19 protein-coding genes are annotated in these 17305 nt (G+C 70.5%); 10 read left to right on the top strand and 9 right to left on the bottom strand.

Annotated elements, in window-relative coordinates; genetic code table 11:
* Window positions 1–28: 28 nt before the first annotated feature.
* From mnmD to motA, 3 genes are all read right to left on the bottom strand, one after another.
* A complete protein-coding gene (gene mnmD / locus BR39_RS0117065; RefSeq protein WP_029914386.1) occupies window positions 29–1822 on the bottom strand; it encodes a tRNA (5-methylaminomethyl-2-thiouridine)(34)-methyltransferase MnmD in 1794 nt (597 codons plus the stop codon).
* Between the two features lie 103 nt (window positions 1823–1925).
* On the bottom strand, window positions 1926–2246 hold the full coding sequence (locus BR39_RS0117060; RefSeq protein ID WP_029914384.1) for a hypothetical protein: 321 nt from the start codon (window positions 2244–2246) through the stop codon (window positions 1926–1928).
* A 135-nt stretch (window positions 2247–2381) separates the two neighbouring features.
* Complete coding sequence (gene motA / locus BR39_RS0117055; protein WP_029914382.1) at window positions 2382–3251, bottom strand: flagellar motor stator protein MotA; 870 nt, start codon at window positions 3249–3251, stop codon at window positions 2382–2384.
* Between the two features lie 187 nt (window positions 3252–3438).
* Here motA and BR39_RS0117050 point away from each other — a divergent pair, with 187 nt between their 5' ends.
* Complete coding sequence (locus BR39_RS0117050; protein WP_029914380.1) at window positions 3439–4779, top strand: MFS transporter; 1341 nt, start codon at window positions 3439–3441, stop codon at window positions 4777–4779.
* Between the two features lie 84 nt (window positions 4780–4863).
* The gene (locus BR39_RS0117045; protein ID WP_029914378.1) at window positions 4864–5328 is read left to right on the top strand and encodes a hypothetical protein; all 465 of its coding nucleotides are present in this window, start codon (window positions 4864–4866) and stop codon (window positions 5326–5328) included.
* 2 nt (window positions 5329–5330) lie between these two features.
* Here the strand turns inward: BR39_RS0117045 and BR39_RS0117040 are convergent, their stop codons facing one another.
* The 3 genes from BR39_RS0117040 to BR39_RS0117030 all read right to left on the bottom strand — a co-directional run bounded on the left by BR39_RS0117040 (window position 5331) and on the right by BR39_RS0117030 (window position 8476).
* Complete coding sequence (locus tag BR39_RS0117040) at window positions 5331–6347, bottom strand: transporter (RefSeq protein ID WP_029914368.1); 1017 nt, start codon at window positions 6345–6347, stop codon at window positions 5331–5333.
* A 128-nt stretch (window positions 6348–6475) separates the two neighbouring features.
* Window positions 6476–7765 carry a lytic murein transglycosylase gene (locus BR39_RS0117035; protein WP_029914367.1) on the bottom strand — a complete coding sequence of 430 codons (1290 nt, stop codon included), beginning with the start codon at window positions 7763–7765 and terminating at the stop codon, window positions 6476–6478.
* 78 nt (window positions 7766–7843) lie between these two features.
* A complete protein-coding gene (locus BR39_RS0117030) occupies window positions 7844–8476 on the bottom strand; it encodes a bifunctional 2-polyprenyl-6-hydroxyphenol methylase/3-demethylubiquinol 3-O-methyltransferase UbiG (RefSeq protein ID WP_029914365.1) in 633 nt (210 codons plus the stop codon).
* A gap of 178 nt (window positions 8477–8654) precedes the next feature.
* Here BR39_RS0117030 and ykgO point away from each other — a divergent pair, with 178 nt between their 5' ends.
* The 6 genes from ykgO to BR39_RS0117000 all read left to right on the top strand — a co-directional run bounded on the left by ykgO (window position 8655) and on the right by BR39_RS0117000 (window position 12031).
* Window positions 8655–8780 carry a type B 50S ribosomal protein L36 gene (gene ykgO / locus BR39_RS0117025; protein ID WP_018061125.1) on the top strand — a complete coding sequence of 42 codons (126 nt, stop codon included), beginning with the start codon at window positions 8655–8657 and terminating at the stop codon, window positions 8778–8780.
* Window positions 8780–9397 carry an HAD-IA family hydrolase gene (locus BR39_RS0117020; protein WP_029914362.1) on the top strand — a complete coding sequence of 206 codons (618 nt, stop codon included), beginning with the start codon at window positions 8780–8782 and terminating at the stop codon, window positions 9395–9397. Before ykgO ends, BR39_RS0117020 begins: the two co-directional genes overlap by 1 nt.
* A gap of 177 nt (window positions 9398–9574) precedes the next feature.
* Complete coding sequence (locus BR39_RS0117015; RefSeq protein WP_029914359.1) at window positions 9575–10444, top strand: NAD(P)-dependent oxidoreductase; 870 nt, start codon at window positions 9575–9577, stop codon at window positions 10442–10444.
* A 92-nt stretch (window positions 10445–10536) separates the two neighbouring features.
* On the top strand, window positions 10537–10806 hold the full coding sequence (locus BR39_RS0117010) for a DUF2312 domain-containing protein (protein WP_029914357.1): 270 nt from the start codon (window positions 10537–10539) through the stop codon (window positions 10804–10806).
* Between the two features lie 98 nt (window positions 10807–10904).
* Window positions 10905–11264, top strand: a complete 360-nt coding sequence (locus BR39_RS0117005; protein ID WP_029914355.1) for a hypothetical protein — start codon at window positions 10905–10907, stop codon at window positions 11262–11264.
* 278 nt (window positions 11265–11542) lie between these two features.
* On the top strand, window positions 11543–12031 hold the full coding sequence (locus BR39_RS0117000; RefSeq protein WP_029914347.1) for a hypothetical protein: 489 nt from the start codon (window positions 11543–11545) through the stop codon (window positions 12029–12031).
* A gap of 3 nt (window positions 12032–12034) precedes the next feature.
* Here BR39_RS0117000 and BR39_RS0116995 read toward each other — a convergent pair whose 3' ends face one another.
* From BR39_RS0116995 to BR39_RS0116985, 3 genes are all read right to left on the bottom strand, one after another.
* On the bottom strand, window positions 12035–13510 hold the full coding sequence (locus BR39_RS0116995) for a sigma-54 dependent transcriptional regulator (RefSeq protein WP_029914345.1): 1476 nt from the start codon (window positions 13508–13510) through the stop codon (window positions 12035–12037).
* Window positions 13511–13666: 156 nt separating this feature from the next.
* Window positions 13667–14203: a T6SS immunity protein Tdi1 domain-containing protein gene (locus BR39_RS0116990; protein ID WP_029914342.1), complete on the bottom strand. Its 537-nt coding sequence runs from the start codon at window positions 14201–14203 to the stop codon at window positions 13667–13669.
* A 51-nt stretch (window positions 14204–14254) separates the two neighbouring features.
* The gene (locus BR39_RS0116985) at window positions 14255–14653 is read right to left on the bottom strand and encodes a hypothetical protein (RefSeq protein WP_029914340.1); all 399 of its coding nucleotides are present in this window, start codon (window positions 14651–14653) and stop codon (window positions 14255–14257) included.
* Window positions 14654–14803: 150 nt separating this feature from the next.
* Here BR39_RS0116985 and BR39_RS0116980 point away from each other — a divergent pair, with 150 nt between their 5' ends.
* Entirely contained in the window at window positions 14804–15454 is a 651-nt protein-coding gene (locus BR39_RS0116980) for a hypothetical protein (RefSeq protein WP_029914338.1), read from the top strand.
* Between the two features lie 55 nt (window positions 15455–15509).
* Window positions 15510–17300, top strand: coding sequence for a M3 family oligoendopeptidase (locus BR39_RS0116975; protein WP_029914331.1), 1791 nt, complete (start codon window positions 15510–15512; stop codon window positions 17298–17300).
* Window positions 17301–17305: the final 5 nt, after the last annotated feature.

Here is a 17305-nt window from a genome sequence, read left to right as displayed (position 1 = left end):
GTTTCGACGCCGATTATACCGCTCTAGGTTAAGGGCGCGATGAAAATCGCGCGGGCTCGACCAGCTCGGCCAGGTCGCGCGGCAGGGGCGAGGGCAGGGCCAGGATCCGGGCCGTCAGATGCTCGGCCAGCAGCGGCGCCAGGCAGAAGCCGCGTCCGCCCAGCCCGCCCAGGACGAACAGCCCGACAGGCGCATCGGGAACCGCGCCCGCCAGCGGCAGGTGGTCGGCGGTGGTCGCGCGCACGGCGGCGCGGCCCCGTAGCGGCGCGTCGGCGAGCCCGGCGGCCAGGCCGGGCATCCCCTTGGCCAGGGCCGCGAGGTTGCGGCGGTCGTCGGCCTCGCGGGCGTCGGTCTCGACGACGCCGCGATCGTGGGTGGCCCCGAACAGCACCCCGTCGCGGGTCGGGATCGCATAGGCGCCGAACGCGGCGGGGGTGGGCGCGTGGTCGGGATCTGGGCGCTCGGCCCAGGTGGCCTGGCCGCGCACGGGGCGGATGGGGGCGGAAGGCCACAGGGCGGCCTGCTCCACGCCGCCGGCCAGCACCACGGTGTCGGCCTCGGCCAGCAGGCGATCCTCCGCGTCGTACAGGCGCCAGGTGTCGTCCTCGCGCGCCAGCCGGGCCACGCGGGCCGGGGTCGCCGGTCCGCGCCAGGTCTCCAGCACCCTGGCCGGCTCGACGACCAGCGCCTGGGCCATGTCGAGGGCGGCCTCCGCCGGTTCGCCCAGACGCGCCGCGGCGTCGTCGGCGGCCAGCACGCGCATGGCGCCCGGTTCGAACAGGTCCTGGGCGGCGACGGCGTCGTGGCGCTCGCCGTCGCGCGGCGCGACCGCCAGCTTCAGCACGCCCCGGGCGATCACGGCCTCCGACAGGTCGGCGTAGAGCGCGACGGCGCGGGCGAAGGCCTGGGCCGGCAGGGCGGCGCGCGGGCCGCCGCCGGCGTCCAGGGCGGGGGTGACCAGGGCGGCGGGATTTCCCGAGGCGGGCGCCCGGCCGTCGTCGAGGATGGTCACGTCCAGGCCCTCGGCCCGCGCGGCGCGGGCCATGGCGGCGCCGGCGATCCCGCCGCCGATCACCGCCAGGCGGCGCGGACGGGCGATCACGGACGGCGCGCCCGGAAACACCGCCTCCAGCCGTTCCTTCTTGCGGCCGAAGCCCGGACGCTTGTCGACCTGGAAGCCGGCGGCGGCCAGGCCGCGCCGCACGGCGCCGGCGACGGTGAAAGTGGCGGCCCGCGCCCCGGGGGCGCTGCGGGCGGCCACCGCGGCCAGGATCTCCTCGCGCCACATGGCCGGGTTCAGGGCGGGCGAGAAGCCGTCCAGGAACCAGGCGTCGGCCGCCCCGTCCCAGGCGGCGAGGGCGTCCTCGACGTTCATCACGGCCAGGTCGAAGGTGGCGTCGAAGCCGGGCAGGTCGATGCGGTGGAAGCCTCGCGCCCGGCCCGGCCAGTGGTCGAGCAGAACCTGGGCCGCCTCGCCCAGTTCCGGCCAGACCGCCAGGGCCCGGGCCGCCTCGTCGCGGGTGATCGGGTGGGCCTCGATCGAGAAGACATGCAGGCGCTGGCCGGGGGTCTTTTCCCGCCGCCACAGGTCCAGCAGGGCGGCGATGTTGAGGCCGGTGCCGAAGCCCAACTCGCCGACGACGAAGCGGTCGCGCCCTCGCCAGGCGGCCGGCAGGTCGCAGCCGGCCAGGAACACCGCGCGGGTCTCGGCCAGGCCGTCGGTGCTGGAGAAGTAGACGTCGCCGTACAGCGCCGACTGCGGCAGACCGTCGTCGCGCCAGACCAGCGGGGAGTCGGGGGAGGGGGCGGCCGGATCGCTCATGCGCCGCTTATAGGGCGCGCCCGACTCTTTCAGAAGAAGCCCGCAAAGAAGAAGGGCCGCCCTCGCGGACGGCCCTTCCGGATCGCTTGGAAGCGAACCCGCCTTAGTGGGCGGCCGGTTCGGTCTTCTTTTCGGTGGTGGTGGTCGTGGTGGTGGTCGTGCCGGGCGCTTCGGCGGCGGTCGTGGCGTCCGGGGCGGCCGGAGCCGCGGCGGCGTCGGCGGCGGCCTTGTTGGCGTCGGCGGCGGCGGTGGCGGCGTTCGCGGACGCGTCCTGGGCCGTGCTGGCCGAGGCGGCGGCGTCCTGGGCGGCCTTGCTGGCGTTGGCGTCGGCGGCGGTGTCGGTCTTCGGGCCGCAGGCGGCCAGCGACAGGGCCGAGACGGCCACGCCGGCGATCAGGAACGAGCGGAGAATCTTGGTGGTCATAGGGACTTCCCTTGCGACTGCTTTTTGGGCGATCGCGGCTCGTTGGGGCCGCGTCACAAGGTCACAGAACATCAGTTCGGTGGCAGGGGCAAGACAAATGTTCACGGATCCGTGATCGGTCCGTGATCGCCCGGATCAGACCTCGTTGGGGATGGCCTGCAGGGCTTCTTCCAGTTCCAGGAAGCTGGGTTGGGCCTCGCTGGGGACGTTGCCGCGGCCGATCTCGACGCTGATCTGGGCGGCGTTGCCGTGCAGGTGGGCGACCAGCACCGACTGGATGATCTTGTAGAACGAGCCCTCCTCATCGACCACGGCGGTCAGGCGGGTGGCGAACGGGGCGACCAGGCCGTAGGCCAGGAACACGCCCAGGAAGGTGCCGACCAGAGCGCCGCCGATCATCGCGCCCAGCACGGCCGGCGGCTCGGTGATCGAACCCATGGTCTTGATGACGCCCAGCACGGCGGCGACGATGCCGAGGGCGGGCAGGGCGTCGGCCAGGCTCTGAAGGGCGTGGGCCGGGGCCAGGCCTTCGTGATGGTGCTTTTCGAGCTGCTTCTCCATCGCGTCCTCGACCTGGTGGGGATCCTCCAGGTTCATGGTCATCATCCGCAGGGTGTCGCAGATGAAGTCGACGGCGAAGTGGTCCTTGATGATCTTCGGGTAGCGCAGGAAGATTCCGCTCTCGTGCGGCCGCTCGATGTGGCTTTCCAGGGCGATGACGCCCTTGGACTTCATGGTCTTGGTCAGCAGGAACAGCAGGCCCAGCAGGTCGCGATAGTCCGCGGTCTTCCACTTGGGGCCCTTGAAGATCTTGCCGAAGCCGGCGCCGGTGGCCTTGATCACCGTCATCGAGTTCGAGATCAGGAACGAGGCGATGCCCGCGCCGAGGATGCACATCAGCTCGTGCGGGGCGGCTTCGATGATCACGTCCATCTTGCCGCCGGACATGATGAAGCTGCCGAACACGAGGCCGAACAGCAGAACGATGCCGATGATCTGGAACATGACGAAGGGCGCCCCGGGTAACTTCAGCCGGGATCATCGCCGTTAATGCTTAATCCAAGGTGAGCGGGGGTTTTCGGGCCTGTTGCGCCTTTCGCCGCACCCGCCTAACAGATGTTTGACGTCGCTGCTTCGACACGAGCCGGACCAACCGGCCAGGAGCGGGCGAGCCGTCGCCTGGAGGGGAAGCATGAGCGCAGCCAGCCCGGACGCTGATCTTTTCGGGCGCCTCGACGACCGCGCCAAGGGCCGCGCCTTCGCCATCCTGTTCGCCGTCCTGCTGTCCAGCGCCGCGGGCAACACGGCCCTGCAGACCGTGCTGCCGGCCATCGGCCGCCAGGTCGGCATCCCGGACGTCCTGATCAGCTCGATCTTCTCGCTGTCGGCCCTGCTGTGGGGCGTGATGTCGCCGGTCTGGGCGCGGATGTCGGACAAGCGCGGCCGCAAGCCGATGGTGATCCTGGGCATGGCCGGTTTCGCCGTGTCGATGCTGGGCTTCGGCTTCTTCATCCTGATGGGACTGAAGGGCCTGATGGTCCCGCTGGCGGTGTTCGCCGGCGCGGCCCTGTCGCGGGCGATCTTCGGCCTGGTGGGCAGCGCCTCCAACCCGGCGGCCCAGGCCTATGTCGCCGACCGCACGGCGCCGGCCGACCGCACCAACGCCCTGGCCACCATGGCCTCGGCCAGCGGGCTGGGCACGATCCTGGGCCCGGCCGTCGCGCCGTTCCTGGTGTTCCCGCTGCTGACCCTGTCGGGGCCGATGTTCTCGTTCGCGCTGATCGCCGGCGTGGTGCTGATCCTGGTGATGCGCGGCCTGCCCGAAGCGCCCGAGGAGATCCCCGAGCGCGCCGGCGACACGGCGCGGAAACCCCGGGCCCGCGTGCGCTGGAACGACCGGCGGATCATGCCCTTCATCCTCTACGGCTTCCTGCTGGCCAGCGCCCAGACGGTGAACCAGCAGACCCTGGGCTTCATGGTCATCGACAAGCTCAACATCAGCCCGGCCAAGGCGGCGGCCTTCGCGGGGATCGCCATGATGGCCGGGGCGGTGGCCAGCCTGCTGGCCCAGTGGGGCCTGATCCGCATGCTGCGCCTGATCCCGCGCCAGCTGCTGTGGCTGGGCGCGGGCTGCGCGGGCCTGGGCAACCTGATCGTCGCCTTCTCGCCGGACTACCACACCCTGGTCGTCGGCTTCGCCCTGTGCAGCCTGGGATACGGCTTCGCCCGGCCCGGCTTCACGGCCGGCGCCTCGCTGTCGGTGGGGCACGAGGAGCAGGGGGCGGTGGCCGGGGCGATCAGCGCCATCAACGGCGCTTCGGTGATCATCGCCCCGGTGCTGGGCGTGGCGCTGTACAAGTGGGCCCACCCGTCGCCCTATCTGATGAACGTCGTGGTGCTGGTCGGCCTGGTCGCCTACGCCCTGATCGACCCGATCATGCGCCGGGTCGGCGAGGCCGCGGCCCCGCGCGAGGCCCGCGACGAGGCCCAGGTGGTGGACGCCAGCTCGATCGACGCCACGGGACCGCACTGACGGCCGGCGACGCTTCCGACCTGCAATAGTCGTGAAATGAACCGAGCGCAGCGTCCCGAGGCGTCCGCCTCAGGGAGATCTACGGTGGGTTCCAAGCTGTTCATCCTGGCCTGCGCGGCGGGCCTGGCCATCGGGGCCGGCGCCGCCATCGCCGCCCAACCGAAGCAGTATGTCGTGACGGTCAAGCCGGCGGGGCATCCGTCCGGCTACGAGAAGCTGAACGTCGCCAAGGCCGTCGTCGGCAGCGCGCCGATCCGGGTCTGGGCCAACACCGCCATCGATCCCGACTGCTCGGCCCACGTTCCGGGCGCCGAACTGACCATCCTGCAGCCGCCGTCCCACGGCACGGCGGTGGTCAAGGACGAGCCCTATTTCGCCGCCTTCCCGCCGGCCAATCCGCGCTCGGCCTGCAACAACCGCAAGGTGCCGGGCCATCAGGCCTTCTACACCGCGGCCTCGGGCTATACCGGCCACGACCATATGGTGCTGCAGGGCTCCAGCCCCGACGGCGCGGTCCGGCGGATCGCGGTGGACATCACCGTCCGCTAGCCTCAGGTCGGCGGCGCGGCGGGCATCTTCAGGCTGAGCGGCACGGTCAGGCCCAGCCAGAACGAGTCGCCCTCCATCCGGTTGGTGGCGTCGAACTCGGTGAAGGCCCGGGCCCGCAGGGTGGCGGGCATGTGGCCGATCTTGAAGTTGTAGGCCGCCGTCGCGCCCACGCCGGTCACCTCGCCCTGGAACGGGCCCAGCACGGCGCCGGGGCCGCGGTCGGCGCTGACCTGGTCGAAATAGTAGCCGATCAGGCCCGCCGACCACTTCGGCGAGAAGGTCTTCTCGACCGAGGCCTCCACGTGCATCTCGGTCCCGGTGGTGTAGTCGGTGTATCGGTTCTCGCCGTTCCAGGTCAGGCCCGCCTTGCCGCTGACGTCCCAGCCGCTCTTGGGGTCGTGCCAGCTGACCGCGAACGAGGAATCGAACGCCCAGCGGTGGAAGGCCAGGTTGGCCAGCTCGTCCTTGCGGTAGTCGCCGATCGGGACGTTGAGCATGGTCGAGACCTGGTAGTGGACGTTCCCCTTGCTCCAGCCGAGCATCCCGGTGGCGATCGGGTCGCCGATCACGGTGGCGGAGTCGCTGGCCGAGCGGCCGATCTGGTTCCCGTGCGGGCCGGTGATCACCGCGTTGACGTCGACATCGGCGTTGCCCACGGGCAGGGCGGCGCCCAGCGCCACGGTCACGCCGTTGAGGTTGGTCGTCGGCACCCACAGGACCGTGGCGAAGTCGGCCAGGATCTTGGCGTCCAGGCCGGCCACGACGTTGCCGCCGACGGTGAACTGCTTTCCGGAGCTGGCCCCGCCCTTGTAGTAGTAGACCTCGTTGTCGAAGAACACGCCCCGCAGCGGCGGCATGATGGCGTTCCCCGGTCCGCCCGATCCCAGCAGGTAGAGGCTGGCCCCGCCCTCGGACGCCTGGGCCTGTTGGGTCCCGGCGGCCAGGACCAGGACGAGGCCCGCGCCCAGCGCCAGGGCGGTTCGGCGGGCGGCGGATCGGATGTTCGGCGTGAGGCCCATGACCCAGGTCTCCGTGGCTTTAGGCCTCGAAGAGTGGTCGGGCGCGATCCCAGCGGCCATAGGGCGGATTGCTGAGTGGCCTTTGCGGCGCGACGGTAATCCCTGGCCGGGAACGGCCCAGGGCGGGTCTAGCTGATCCCGGCCTGGGCCTTGAGCCGCGCCACCATGTCGGACGACAGGTAGCCGTCGGCGGGCAGCTTGCGGTCGGTCTGCCAGGCGCGCAGGGCCTTGCGGGTGCCCGCGCCGATCACCCCGTCCGCCGGACCCGGATCGAAGCCCAGGCGGGCCAGCGCGATCTGGGCGGCCATGCGGTCGGCCAGGTTCAGCGGCGTCTCGACCGGCCAGCTCGCGACCAGCGGCCCGCCGCCGCCGAAGCGGTCGGCCAGCAGGCCTATGCCCAGGGCGTAGGAGGTGGAGTTGTTGTAGGTGCGGATCGCGAAGTGGTTGGGCAGCACCAGGAAGGCCGGGCCCGACCAGCCGGCGGGCAGGATCAGCCCGGCCGGCGAGGCGGCGTCGGCGGCGGTCCAGGGCAGGCCGTCGGCGCGCCTGACGCCCTTGGCTTCCCACCAGGCCGGGATCTCGCGCGGACCTTCCGCCAGGCCGTAGTCGAAACCGGCCGGCAGGATCACTTCCTTGGCCCAGCCCACGCCGGGCTTCCAGCCGCCCTTCTTCAGGAGGTTGGCGGCCGAGGCCAGGCTGTCGCTGTCGCTGCCCCAGATGTCGCGCCGCCCGTCGCCGTCGTTGTCGACCGCGGTGGAAAGGTAGTTGGAGGGCAGGAACTGGGTCTGGCCCATGGCCCCGGCCCACGAGCCGCGCAGCTGGGCACGGGTGACCTCGCCCGAGGCGATGATCTTCAGGGCGGCGATCAGCTCGCCCTCGGCCCAGTTCCGTCGGCGACCGTCGGCGGCCAGGCTGGCCATCGAGCGCACGACGTCGAAATTGCCCTGGATCTTGCCGAACGCCGACTCCATGGCCCAGACGGCCAGCAGGATGTCGCGCGGCACGCCGTAGCGCTGCTCGACATCCGGCAGGAAGGCCAGGGTCTGGCGCTTGTCGCGGCCCACGGCGATGCGGTCGTCGCCGACCACGCCCTGGATGTAGGCGCCGACCGGCTTGGAGAACTCGGGCTGGCGGCCGTCCAGCGAGATGACCTTGGGATCGGGCGTCACGCCGTCCAGCTCGCGGTTCAGCAGCTGCTGGGTCAGGCCGGCGGCCAGGGCCTTCTGCTTGAAGGCGGCCAGCCAGGTGTCGAAGCCGACCGACTGGCCCGAGGCCCCCGGATCGGCCGACGGCGCGGCGGGCGCGGGCGGCGGCACGGCCGGCGGCTTGGGCGGCGTCACCGACGGCGCGAGCGGCGCGTTGGCCGAGGTGTCGGCGCAACCGGCCAGCAGCAGAACGAGGAAAACGCGTCTATCCATGGGGTCAGGCTACCGGGGTTCGCGACAGGGCTGCAATCACAAGGGCGACAGAGCGGCGAAGTTCCCGCCGATACGCGTCTAAACTGTGGAGCTTTTGACCTTCTGGAAGGCCAGGATCGTCCAGGTCACGCCGGCCAGGCGGTTGGCGGCCTGGATCGAGCCGCGCTCCTGTTGAAGCCGAACGCCCAGGCCCCCGGCGCGCGCCAGGTCGATGGTCTCCTCCGCCGACACCTCGAACATCCGCCGTCCCGGCGGGACAGGGCCGTGGCGCAGGGACAGAATCAGCATCCCGCCATCGGCCAGCAGCCCCGCGACGTTCGGCATGGCGCGACGGCGCTGGCCCGCGTCCAGGTGCATCCAGACCGCCGACAGCAGGATCAGGTCGAAAGCCTGGCCCCGCGCCCGCGTCGCGGCCAGGTCGGGCAGGCCGTCGTCCAGCCAGGCGATGGCGGGATGGGCGTGGCGGATCATCGCCTCGGCCAGCAGGGCGGGGGTGGGCTCGACGGCCAGCACACGATGGCCCAGGACCGCCAGATCGAACGCGTCCTTGCCCGATCCGGCCCCGATATCGAGGATTTCGGCCGGGGCGGCGGGGATCAGATGCGCCACGTCGGCGTATTTTTCGGCGAAGGCGATCGCGTCGGCCCGGGCGAAGAAGGCCTCGACGTCCTGATCGTAGCCCTGGGTTCCGTCGAGGCTGGCGGTCGTCATGAGGTCGCTCTAAAACCAGGGGAAGGGCGCGGAACCCTGCCGTTCCGTGCTTTTGGAGCCAAGGCGCGCATTGACTCCGGCGGTTGTCCTGCTTATACGCACGCCCTCCGAAACATCCCGGATGTTCCTTTCGCCCTCATGGCGGCCGCGAACCTCTCCGCTGAGTATAGAGACGGTCATGAAGGTTCGTAGCTCGCTGAAGTCGCTGAAGTCGCGTCACCGCGACTGCAAGATGGTCCGCCGCAAGGGCGTGATCTACATCATCAACAAGACCGACCCGCGCTTCAAAGCCAAGCAAGGCTAATGACGCCCGCACGACCTCCCAGGGCGCTGCTCTGGGATGTCGGCAACGTCATCGTGCGCTGGAATCCGCGCACGCTCTACGCGAAGATCTTCAAGGAACCGGCCGATCTCGACCGGTTCCTTTCGCATGTCGGGACTATGGATTGGCACGCGGCCACCGACCGCGGCGTGACCTTCGCCGACAACATCGCCGCCCGCAGCGCCCAGCATCCCGAACACGCCGAGCATCTGGCCGCCTGGTGGGACCGCTGGGACGAGATGTTCTCCGGAACGATCCCCGAGACGGAAAGCCTCATCGAGGACCTGGCCGCGCGCGGCGTGCCGCAGTTCGGCCTGACCAACATGTCCCACGAGACCTGGGACGGCGTGCGGGCCCGGAGCCCGGCCTTCCGCCATTTCCGCGACACCGTGGTCTCGGGCCACGAGCGGGTGATCAAGCCCGAGCCGCGCATCTACCAGATCGTCCTGGAACGCACCGGGCTCGAGCCCGCCGACCTGTTGTTCGTCGACGACAGCGCCGCCAACATCGCCGCGGCGGACGCCCTGGGCTTCCATGTCCACCACTTCACCGACCCGGCGGCGCTCCGGCCGGTGGTGGAGAAGCACGGGCTCCTCTGATCCCTTCTCCCCTTGCGGGAGAAGGTGGCGCGAAGCGCCGGACGAGGGGTTGAAGATCGGTTCCGCCGCGACCAGTTGTGCCGTCACGCAGACGTCCGACGTCTGTGCGACCCCTCATCCGTCGGCTGCGCCGACACCTTCTCCCGCAAGGGGAGAAGGAAGACCGGAGACCTTCCCATGAACATCGGTTTCATCGGCCTGGGAGCCATGGGCAAGGCCATGGTCGAGAACCTGCTGGAGAAGGGCCATGCCGTGACGGTGTGGAACCGCTCGCCCGGTCCGGCCGCCGAGCTGGCCGCCCTGGGCGCGATCGTGGCCGACGGCGTCGAGGGCGCGCTGCAGGGGGATCTGGTGCTGTCGATCCTGGCCCACGACCAGGCGATCCGCGACGTCCTGCTGGACGCCCTGCCGCGCGCCCGACCGGGTCTGGTGCACGTCAACCTGGCCACCATCTCGACCGCTTTCGCCCGCGAACTGGCCGACCGCCATGCCGAGCTGGGCCTGGGCTACGTGGCCGCGCCGGTGTTCGGCCGGCCGCCGGTGGCGCGGGCCGGTGGGCTGAACGTGCTGGCGGCGGGCGCGCCCGAGGCGGTGGCGGCGGCGACGCCGGCGCTGGAGGCCCTGGCCGGCAAGGTCTGGCCGATGGGCGAGGACCCGGTCCGCGCCAACGCCGTCAAGATCGCCGGCAACCTGATGATCGTCTCGGCCGTCGAGGCCATGGGCGAGGCCGCGGCCCTGGGCGCGGCGCATGGCGTGCCGGCCGCCGACCTGCTGGACGTGCTGACCAGCACGATCTTCGCCTCGCCGATCTACAAGATCTACGGCGGCATGATTGCCGAGGGCCGCTACCACCCGCCGGGCTTCGCCGCCGACCTGGCCCTGAAGGACGTGCGCCTGGCCCAGGCCGCCGGCGACGAGAAGGGCCTGGCCCTGCCCCTGGCCGACCTGGTCGAGGGCGGGCTGGAGACCCTGCTGTCGGGCGAGGGCGAGACGCCCGACCTGGCCGCCCTGGCCGAGGTGTCGCGCGGACGTGTGGAAGGGCGCTAAAGAAAAAAGAGGGGGGAATCGGCCTTCCGTTCGCGCGCCGTTGCCACTAGGTTCCGCGCCTCTGTTTTCCCGCCTTTTCGCGAGCATTCTCCATGGCCGACGACGCCGCCCCGCACGCCGATGTGCTGAACTCCACCGCCCAAGGTCAGCTGAAGAGCATCGTCGACCGGGTCGAGCGCCTCGAGGTCGAGAAGACCGAGATCATGGAGCAGATCAAGGAAGTCTACGCCGAGGCCAAGGGCAACGGCTTCGACGTCAAGGTGCTCAAGAAGGTGGTCCGCCTGCGCAAGATGGACCGCGCCAAGCGCCAGGAAGAGGACGCGATCCTGGACCTGTACCTGTCGGCCATCGGCGAGATTTAGGGCGCTGGCGATCGGGGACGCCCGCATGCGGGCGTCCCCGGCCGCAACCGCGATTTTTCCGCGTGCGTCCCGCCCTCGACGCCCGCTAGTCTCCCCGCATGCGCGCCAAGAAGCCGCCCGATCCCAGAGCTCAGGCGCGCAAGGCGGCCCTCAACGCCCTCAAGCGCGCCAAGCGCACGGCGGACAAGGCCGGGATCGAGCTGTCGGAGTGGGAGAACGAGTTCCTGGGCTCGGTCGCCCAGCGCATCGAGACCTACGGCCGGGCGTTCGGCGATCCCGAAAAGGGCGGCGCCGGCCAGGCCATGTCGGGCAACCAGACCATCAAGCTCAAGGAAATCGCCGCCAAGGCCAAAGGCGAGCGCAAGCCCATGTCGCGCGGCAAGGGCTTCGGCCGTCGCGACTCGCCGCGGCGCGGGCGCGAGCCCGAGGCGCCGGCGGTCGAGTCCGACGACGAATGACTGGCTACGGTCAAGTTTCGGCCTAGGGTGAATCCCTGAGACGGCGGGCGGCGAACCCCCGAATCCGCCGAAAATGGTCCCCGTTTCTCACCAAACACGCGAGTCCGGAGAACGGCGTTAGGTTTTCGGTAACGAAACGGGCGGACATTTGAGGCTCGCGTAAAGTATTGCTTTTAATCGCTTTTGTCGTCTGTCCGCGCCGTAGAAAATGGCTGCGACCGACGCCGCGACAGCGTGACCGCGGTGGGGAGTCTCACGCCTTTCTGGGCAGCCCGAAGATGGCGACCACGATCTACGACTACCTTTTGCGACGGAAGGCCGATCTGGAGGCGCGCATGCTGGAAGCCCAGCGCCGCGCCCAGGCGCCGTTCGAGGACGAGCTGCGGGCGCTGAGCCTGGCCCTGGGCGCCATCGAGCGCGGCGGCCTGGCCGACGGCGCCCATGGTCACGTCGGGCTGGAGGGCGAACCCGCCAGCTTCGCGACCGGCGCGTCCCGGCGCGGCCGCAAGCCGCGCTCGGCCCGCGAGATGATCCTGCTGGTGCTGGGCAGCGGCGATGCGGCGATCGCGGCGTCCGAGATCTCGCGCAAGCTGACCCGGCGCTGGGGCCGCGCTATCCCGCTGGCCGCGGTGATGCTGGAGCTGCAGGGCCTGGAGCAGACGGGCCTGGCCCTCCGGACCGAGGCCGGATGGGTGCGGGCCGATCAACCGGAAGTCGAGGTCGAGGTGGAGGCCGAAACCTCGCCGCCCCTGGCGATCAGCGCCTGACCCTTACGACGCTTCCTTGAGATCGACGTCGATGCCCTGCTCGCGGACCTTGCGGTAGAGGGTCGAGCGGCCGATGCCCAGGCGGCGGGCCACTTCCGACATGTGGCCGGCGTAGACCTCGATGGCGTGCTGGATCAGGTCGCGCTCGATCTCCTCCAGGGTCCGTAGGTGGCCGCGGTCGTCGAGGATGCGCACGGGCGCGTCCTGGGCCGGGGCGCGGGCCATGGCGGCGTGGGCGGCCTGCAGGGCGGCCGACAGATCGGGCTGGGCGGCCTGGACCGGCGCGGCTTCCGGCGGCGGCGCCACGATCCCCGAGATCGCCGGGAAGTCGTAGGGCTGCAGATAGGGCGCGTCGGCCAGGATGATGGCGCGATAGACCGCGTTCTCCAGTTGGCGCACGTTGCCGGGCCAGTCGAAGCCGGTGAGGACCTGCAGGGTCTCCGGCGCGGCGCCGACCACCCGCTTGCCTTCCTCGACGTTGAAGCGGCGGATGAAGGCCTCGACCAGGGCCGGGATGTCCTCGCGGCGTTCGCGCAGGGACGGGGCCTCGATCGGGAAGACGTTCAGGCGGTAGTAGAGGTCCTCGCGGAACCGGCCCTGCTGCACGGCGTGGGCCACGTCGCGGTTGGTGGCCGAGACGATGCGCACGTCCACCTTCTGCGAGCGCTTGGAGCCGATCGGGTCGATCTCGCCTTCCTGCAGCGCGCGCAGGAGCTTCACCTGCATGTCCAGCGGCAGCTCGCCCACCTCGTCCAGGAACAGGGTGCCGCCGTCGGCCTCCTTGAACTTGCCCAGGTGCTTGTCGGTGGCCCCGGTGAAGCTGCCCTTCTCGTGGCCGAACAGGATCGACTCGACCAGGTTCTCCGGGATGGCGCCGCAGTTGACGGCCACGAACGGCTTGCCGGCGCGGTCGGACCCGCCGTGCACGGCGCGCGCGATCAGCTCCTTGCCGACCCCGCTCTCGCCGGTGATCAGGATGGGGATCGACGACTTGGCCGCGCGCTCGCCCATGCGCTTGACCAGGGTCATGGCGGGCGAGGTCCCGATCAGGTCGGCGAAGGTGGTGCGGTTGCCGGCGCGCTTGGTCAGGCGCTCGACCTCGCCCTTCAGCTCGCCCATCGACAGGGCGTTGCGGATCGAGACCGTGATGCGCTCGGGCGAAGCCGGCTTGATGAAGAAGTCGGTGGCGCCGGCCTGCATGGCCTTGACCACGGTGTCGACGCCGCCCGAGGCGGTCAGGACGATCACGGGCTGCGCATAGCCGCGGGCGCGCATTTCCTTCAGGGTGTCCTGGCCCGACAGGCCCGGCATGACCAGGTCCAGCAGGACCACGTCGACGGGCGCGCCGCTGGCGAGATGCGCCATGGCCGCGTCGCCGTTCTCGGCGTGCGAGACCGAGAAGCTTTCGCGCTCGAGGACGGCCTGGATCAGCCGCCGTTGAGTCGGATCGTCGTCGACGACGAGAACCGTCTTGGTCATTGCAGACACCCGTTAGAACCGGCCGCGTCCGACATGGGACAGGGCTCTTGTTGGTTCAGAGTGATACAGGCGCGGGGTAAAGACCGGGTTTCGGAGACGTGAGTCAGGGGTTAACGGTCGCCCTTAACGAGGTGTGACGATTGGGCGCGCGGGGGCCTAGTCGCTGATCGTGATCTTCCCGATGGGTGTTCCCGGCGGCAGGGCCTTGATCTGCCGATGCAACTGGCCCGCGATGTTGACGTTGACGACGAAGCTCCCCTTGGTGATCGCCTCCACCGAGCATCGGCCGCCGAGGATGGGGGCGATGGTCCAGTCGAAACTCTCGCCCGGAGCAAGGACAAGTCCCCGCCGGCTGGCCGCCTGCACCCAGACGTCCCCGAGAATCTCGTCGCGATAGTGGTCCTGGTCCAGCGCCTCGACAAAGGCCGCCGCGCTGTCGGCCACAACGTTCAAGGCGCCCTCCATCGTGTCCAGCATGATCACGCCCCGCGGCGTGTCGAAGAACATGTCGCCGAAAGGGACGATCAGGTCAGGGAGCGGGGCCGGTGGTTCGAGCCACGCCCAGGCCTCGAGCGCCTGCGCGATATCCGACACGTCGACGTCCAGCACCAGTCGCGGATAGAGGGCGCGTACGGTCTGGCCCAGCGCGCCGATCTTGCGCGGCGGCGAGCCACCGAACAGCTTCTTGAACATGCTTGCGGTCCTCCCGATCGGCGAGAGCTTGCCCCGGACGCGCGGGCGGGGCTACCCCGAGATCCGGCTCGGCGGCACGCGGCGGATCGGGCCGCCGTCCTGGCTGACCAGGCGGGCCTCGACGCGGGTCTCGCCCTCGCGGCCGATGTGGCAGACGCCGACGAAGTGGCTACGGCGCTGGGTCTTCTTCTCGGTGGTCGTGGCCGCGAACTTGACGTCCACGGCGCCCGACAGGTCGCCGCCGCCGGTGTCCATGTTGGTGATGTCGATGTCGTTCAGCGGCCCGATGTTGAACCGCTCCTTCAGGCGCTCGGTGCAGCTGTGGAACACCACCACGCTGCGCAGGGTCAGGGACAGCCAGCCCATCGGCTGGGGCTTGTCCGCCGCCATCGCCGACGGCGCGGCGACCAGCCCCACGGCCAGGGCGACGGAAACGGCGGCCTTGCTCATCGATGTCTGCCCTCGCCGACAACCCCTCGTCGACCGGCGATATCCTAAGGGGCGACTCGCCGGCGCGCCCTTTAATTCGCGGTAATGCGAACGGCTGTTCAGGCGTGCCGATCCGACCTAGCCTCCGCTCGTGTTGCGTGGGAGGGGATGATGTTCGTGGGGCACTACGCGGCCGCCCTGGCCGCCAAGGCCGCTCAGCCCAAGGCGCCGCTCTGGACCTATGTGCTGGGCGCCCAGGTGGTGGACGTGGCGTGGGCCGTGCTGGTCCTGGCCGGGGTCGAGCGGATGAGCCTGGACCCGCATCTGGCCGGCAGCCCGCTGGTCCTGTCGCACATGCCCTACACCCACAGCCTGCCCGCCGCGCTCCTGTGGGCGCTGGGCGCGGGCCTGGCCGCCTTCTTCCTGCTGAAGCTGCCCCGCGCGGCGGCGATCGCCGTGGGGCTGGTGGTGGCGTCGCACTGGGGACTGGATTTCCTGGTGCACCGGCCCGACCTGGCGCTGGGGTTCGGCGGTCCGAAGGTGGGGCTGGGCTGGTGGGACCACGCCGTGCCCGAGCAGGCGCTGGAGATGGGCCTTCTGGCCATCGCCGCCACGGCCTGGGGCTGGCGGCGCGGCCTGCAGGGGCACAGCGGCTGGAGCACGCCGCTGTTCCTGGTCCTGCTGGTGGCCCTGCAGCTGGTCAGCATCGTGGCTCCACCGACCGGCGGCGTCCCGCAGATGGTGATCGCCTCGCTGTCGGCCTACATGCTGGCGACCCTGTTCGCCTGGCTGATGGACCAGACCGAGCGGCGAGGGCGCTGAGGAATGCCACGGCCACGATTGCGTGCGTCTTTCGACAGGGCCATATCCGTGGGCCATGAACGCGCCCTTCAAGACCGACGCCCTGCCCGAGTGGAATCTCGCCGACCTCTACGCCGGCCGCGAGGATCCCAGGATCGAGACCGACCTGGCCGCCGCCAAGGCCGCCAATGACGAACTGGCCAGCCTGGAGGGCCTGTTCCTGCAGGCCCGGGGCGAGCCCGAGCGCCTGGGCGTGCTGCTGGATCGCGGGATCCGCCTCTACGAGCAGGCGACCAACGGCCTGTGGGGCGTGGGGGCCTATGCGGGCCTGGCCGCCTCGACCGCCCGCGACGACCCGGCCTGGGCCAAGTTCGAGGCCGACCTGCGGGCCCGCTCGTCTCAGATCGCCTCGGAAAGCCTGTTCTTCTCGCTGGAGCTGAACCAGCTGGAGGACCACGAGCTGGAAGCCGCCCTCGAGGCCCATCCCGCCGCCCAGCGCTGGCGGCCCTGGCTGCGTCGCCTGCGCCTGTCGCGTCCGCACGAGCTGACGCCGGACCTGGAGCGCTACATCGTCGATCGCGGACCGGCCGTGGCCAACTGGGTGCGGCTGTACGACGAGACCCTGGCCAAGCTGACGGCGAGCGTCGGCAAGGAAAGCCTGACCCTGCCCGAGGCGCTGAACCGCCTGTCGGACCCGGACGGCAAGCGCCGGAAGGCGGCCGCCGACGGCCTGGCCAAGGCCCTGGAAGAGCGCGCCTCGACCCAGGGCCTGGTGATGAACACCCTGGCCTTCGAAAAGCAGGTCGAGGACCGCTGGCGGCGGTTCGACAGCCCCGCCCAGTCGCGCCACCTGGCCAACGAGGTCGACGCCGACGCGGTGGACGCCCTGGAGCAGGCGGTGGTCGAGGCCTATCCGCGCCTGTCGCACCGCTACTATGCGCTGAAGGCCAAGGTCATGGGCCGCAAGACCCTGGACTACTGGGACCGCAACGCGCCCCTGACCGCCGCCGCGCCCAGGAACTACGACTGGACCGAGGCCCAGGGCATCGTGCTGGAAAGCTTCCAGGCCCTGGCCCCGAAATTCGCCCACACGGCCCAGACCTTCTTCGACAAGCCGTGGATCGACGCCCGGCCCCGCGCCGGCAAGCAGTCGGGCGCCTATTCGCACCCGGTCACCGCCGAGCGGCACCCCTACGTCTTCATGAACTACATGGGCGAGCGGCGCGACGTGCTGACCCTGGCCCACGAGCTGGGCCACGCCGTGCACCAGACCCTGTGCGCGCCGCTGGGCACCCTGCTGGCCGACACGCCCCTGACCCTGGCCGAGACGGCCTCGATCTTCGGCGAAGGGCTGGTGTTCGACCGCCTGCTGGCCGAGGCCGCGCCGAAGGACCGCATGGGGCTCCTCGCCGGCAAGATCGAGGACGGCCTCAACACCGTGGTCCGCCAGATCGCCTTCCACCGGTTCGAGCGCCGCTTCCACGAGGCCCGGAAGGACGGCGAGCTGTCGCCCGACCAGATCGGCAAGCTGTGGCTGAACGTGATGGGCGAGAGCCTGGGCCCGGCCGTCGTGCTGAACGAGGGCTACGAGCACTACTGGGCCTATGTCAGCCACTTCGTGCACGCGCCGTTCTACGTCTACGCCTACGCGTTCGGTGACCTGCTGGTGCGCGGCCTGATGGAGAAGCGCCGCGAGGACCCGGAAAGCTTCGCTCCGCTGTACGAGGACCTGCTGGCGGCGGGGGGCACGCGCACCTATGTCGAGGCGCTCAAGCCCTTCGGGCTGAACCCGCGCGAGAAGGCGTTCTGGGCCGCGGGCTGCGCCCAGCTGGAACGCCTGGTCGACGAGTTCGAGGCCCTCGTCTGATCGGA

The organism is Caulobacter sp. UNC358MFTsu5.1 (assembly GCF_000712075.1).
Classification (GTDB): Bacteria; Pseudomonadota; Alphaproteobacteria; order Caulobacterales; family Caulobacteraceae; genus Caulobacter.
This window is presented reverse-complemented; position numbering and strand designations above follow the sequence as displayed.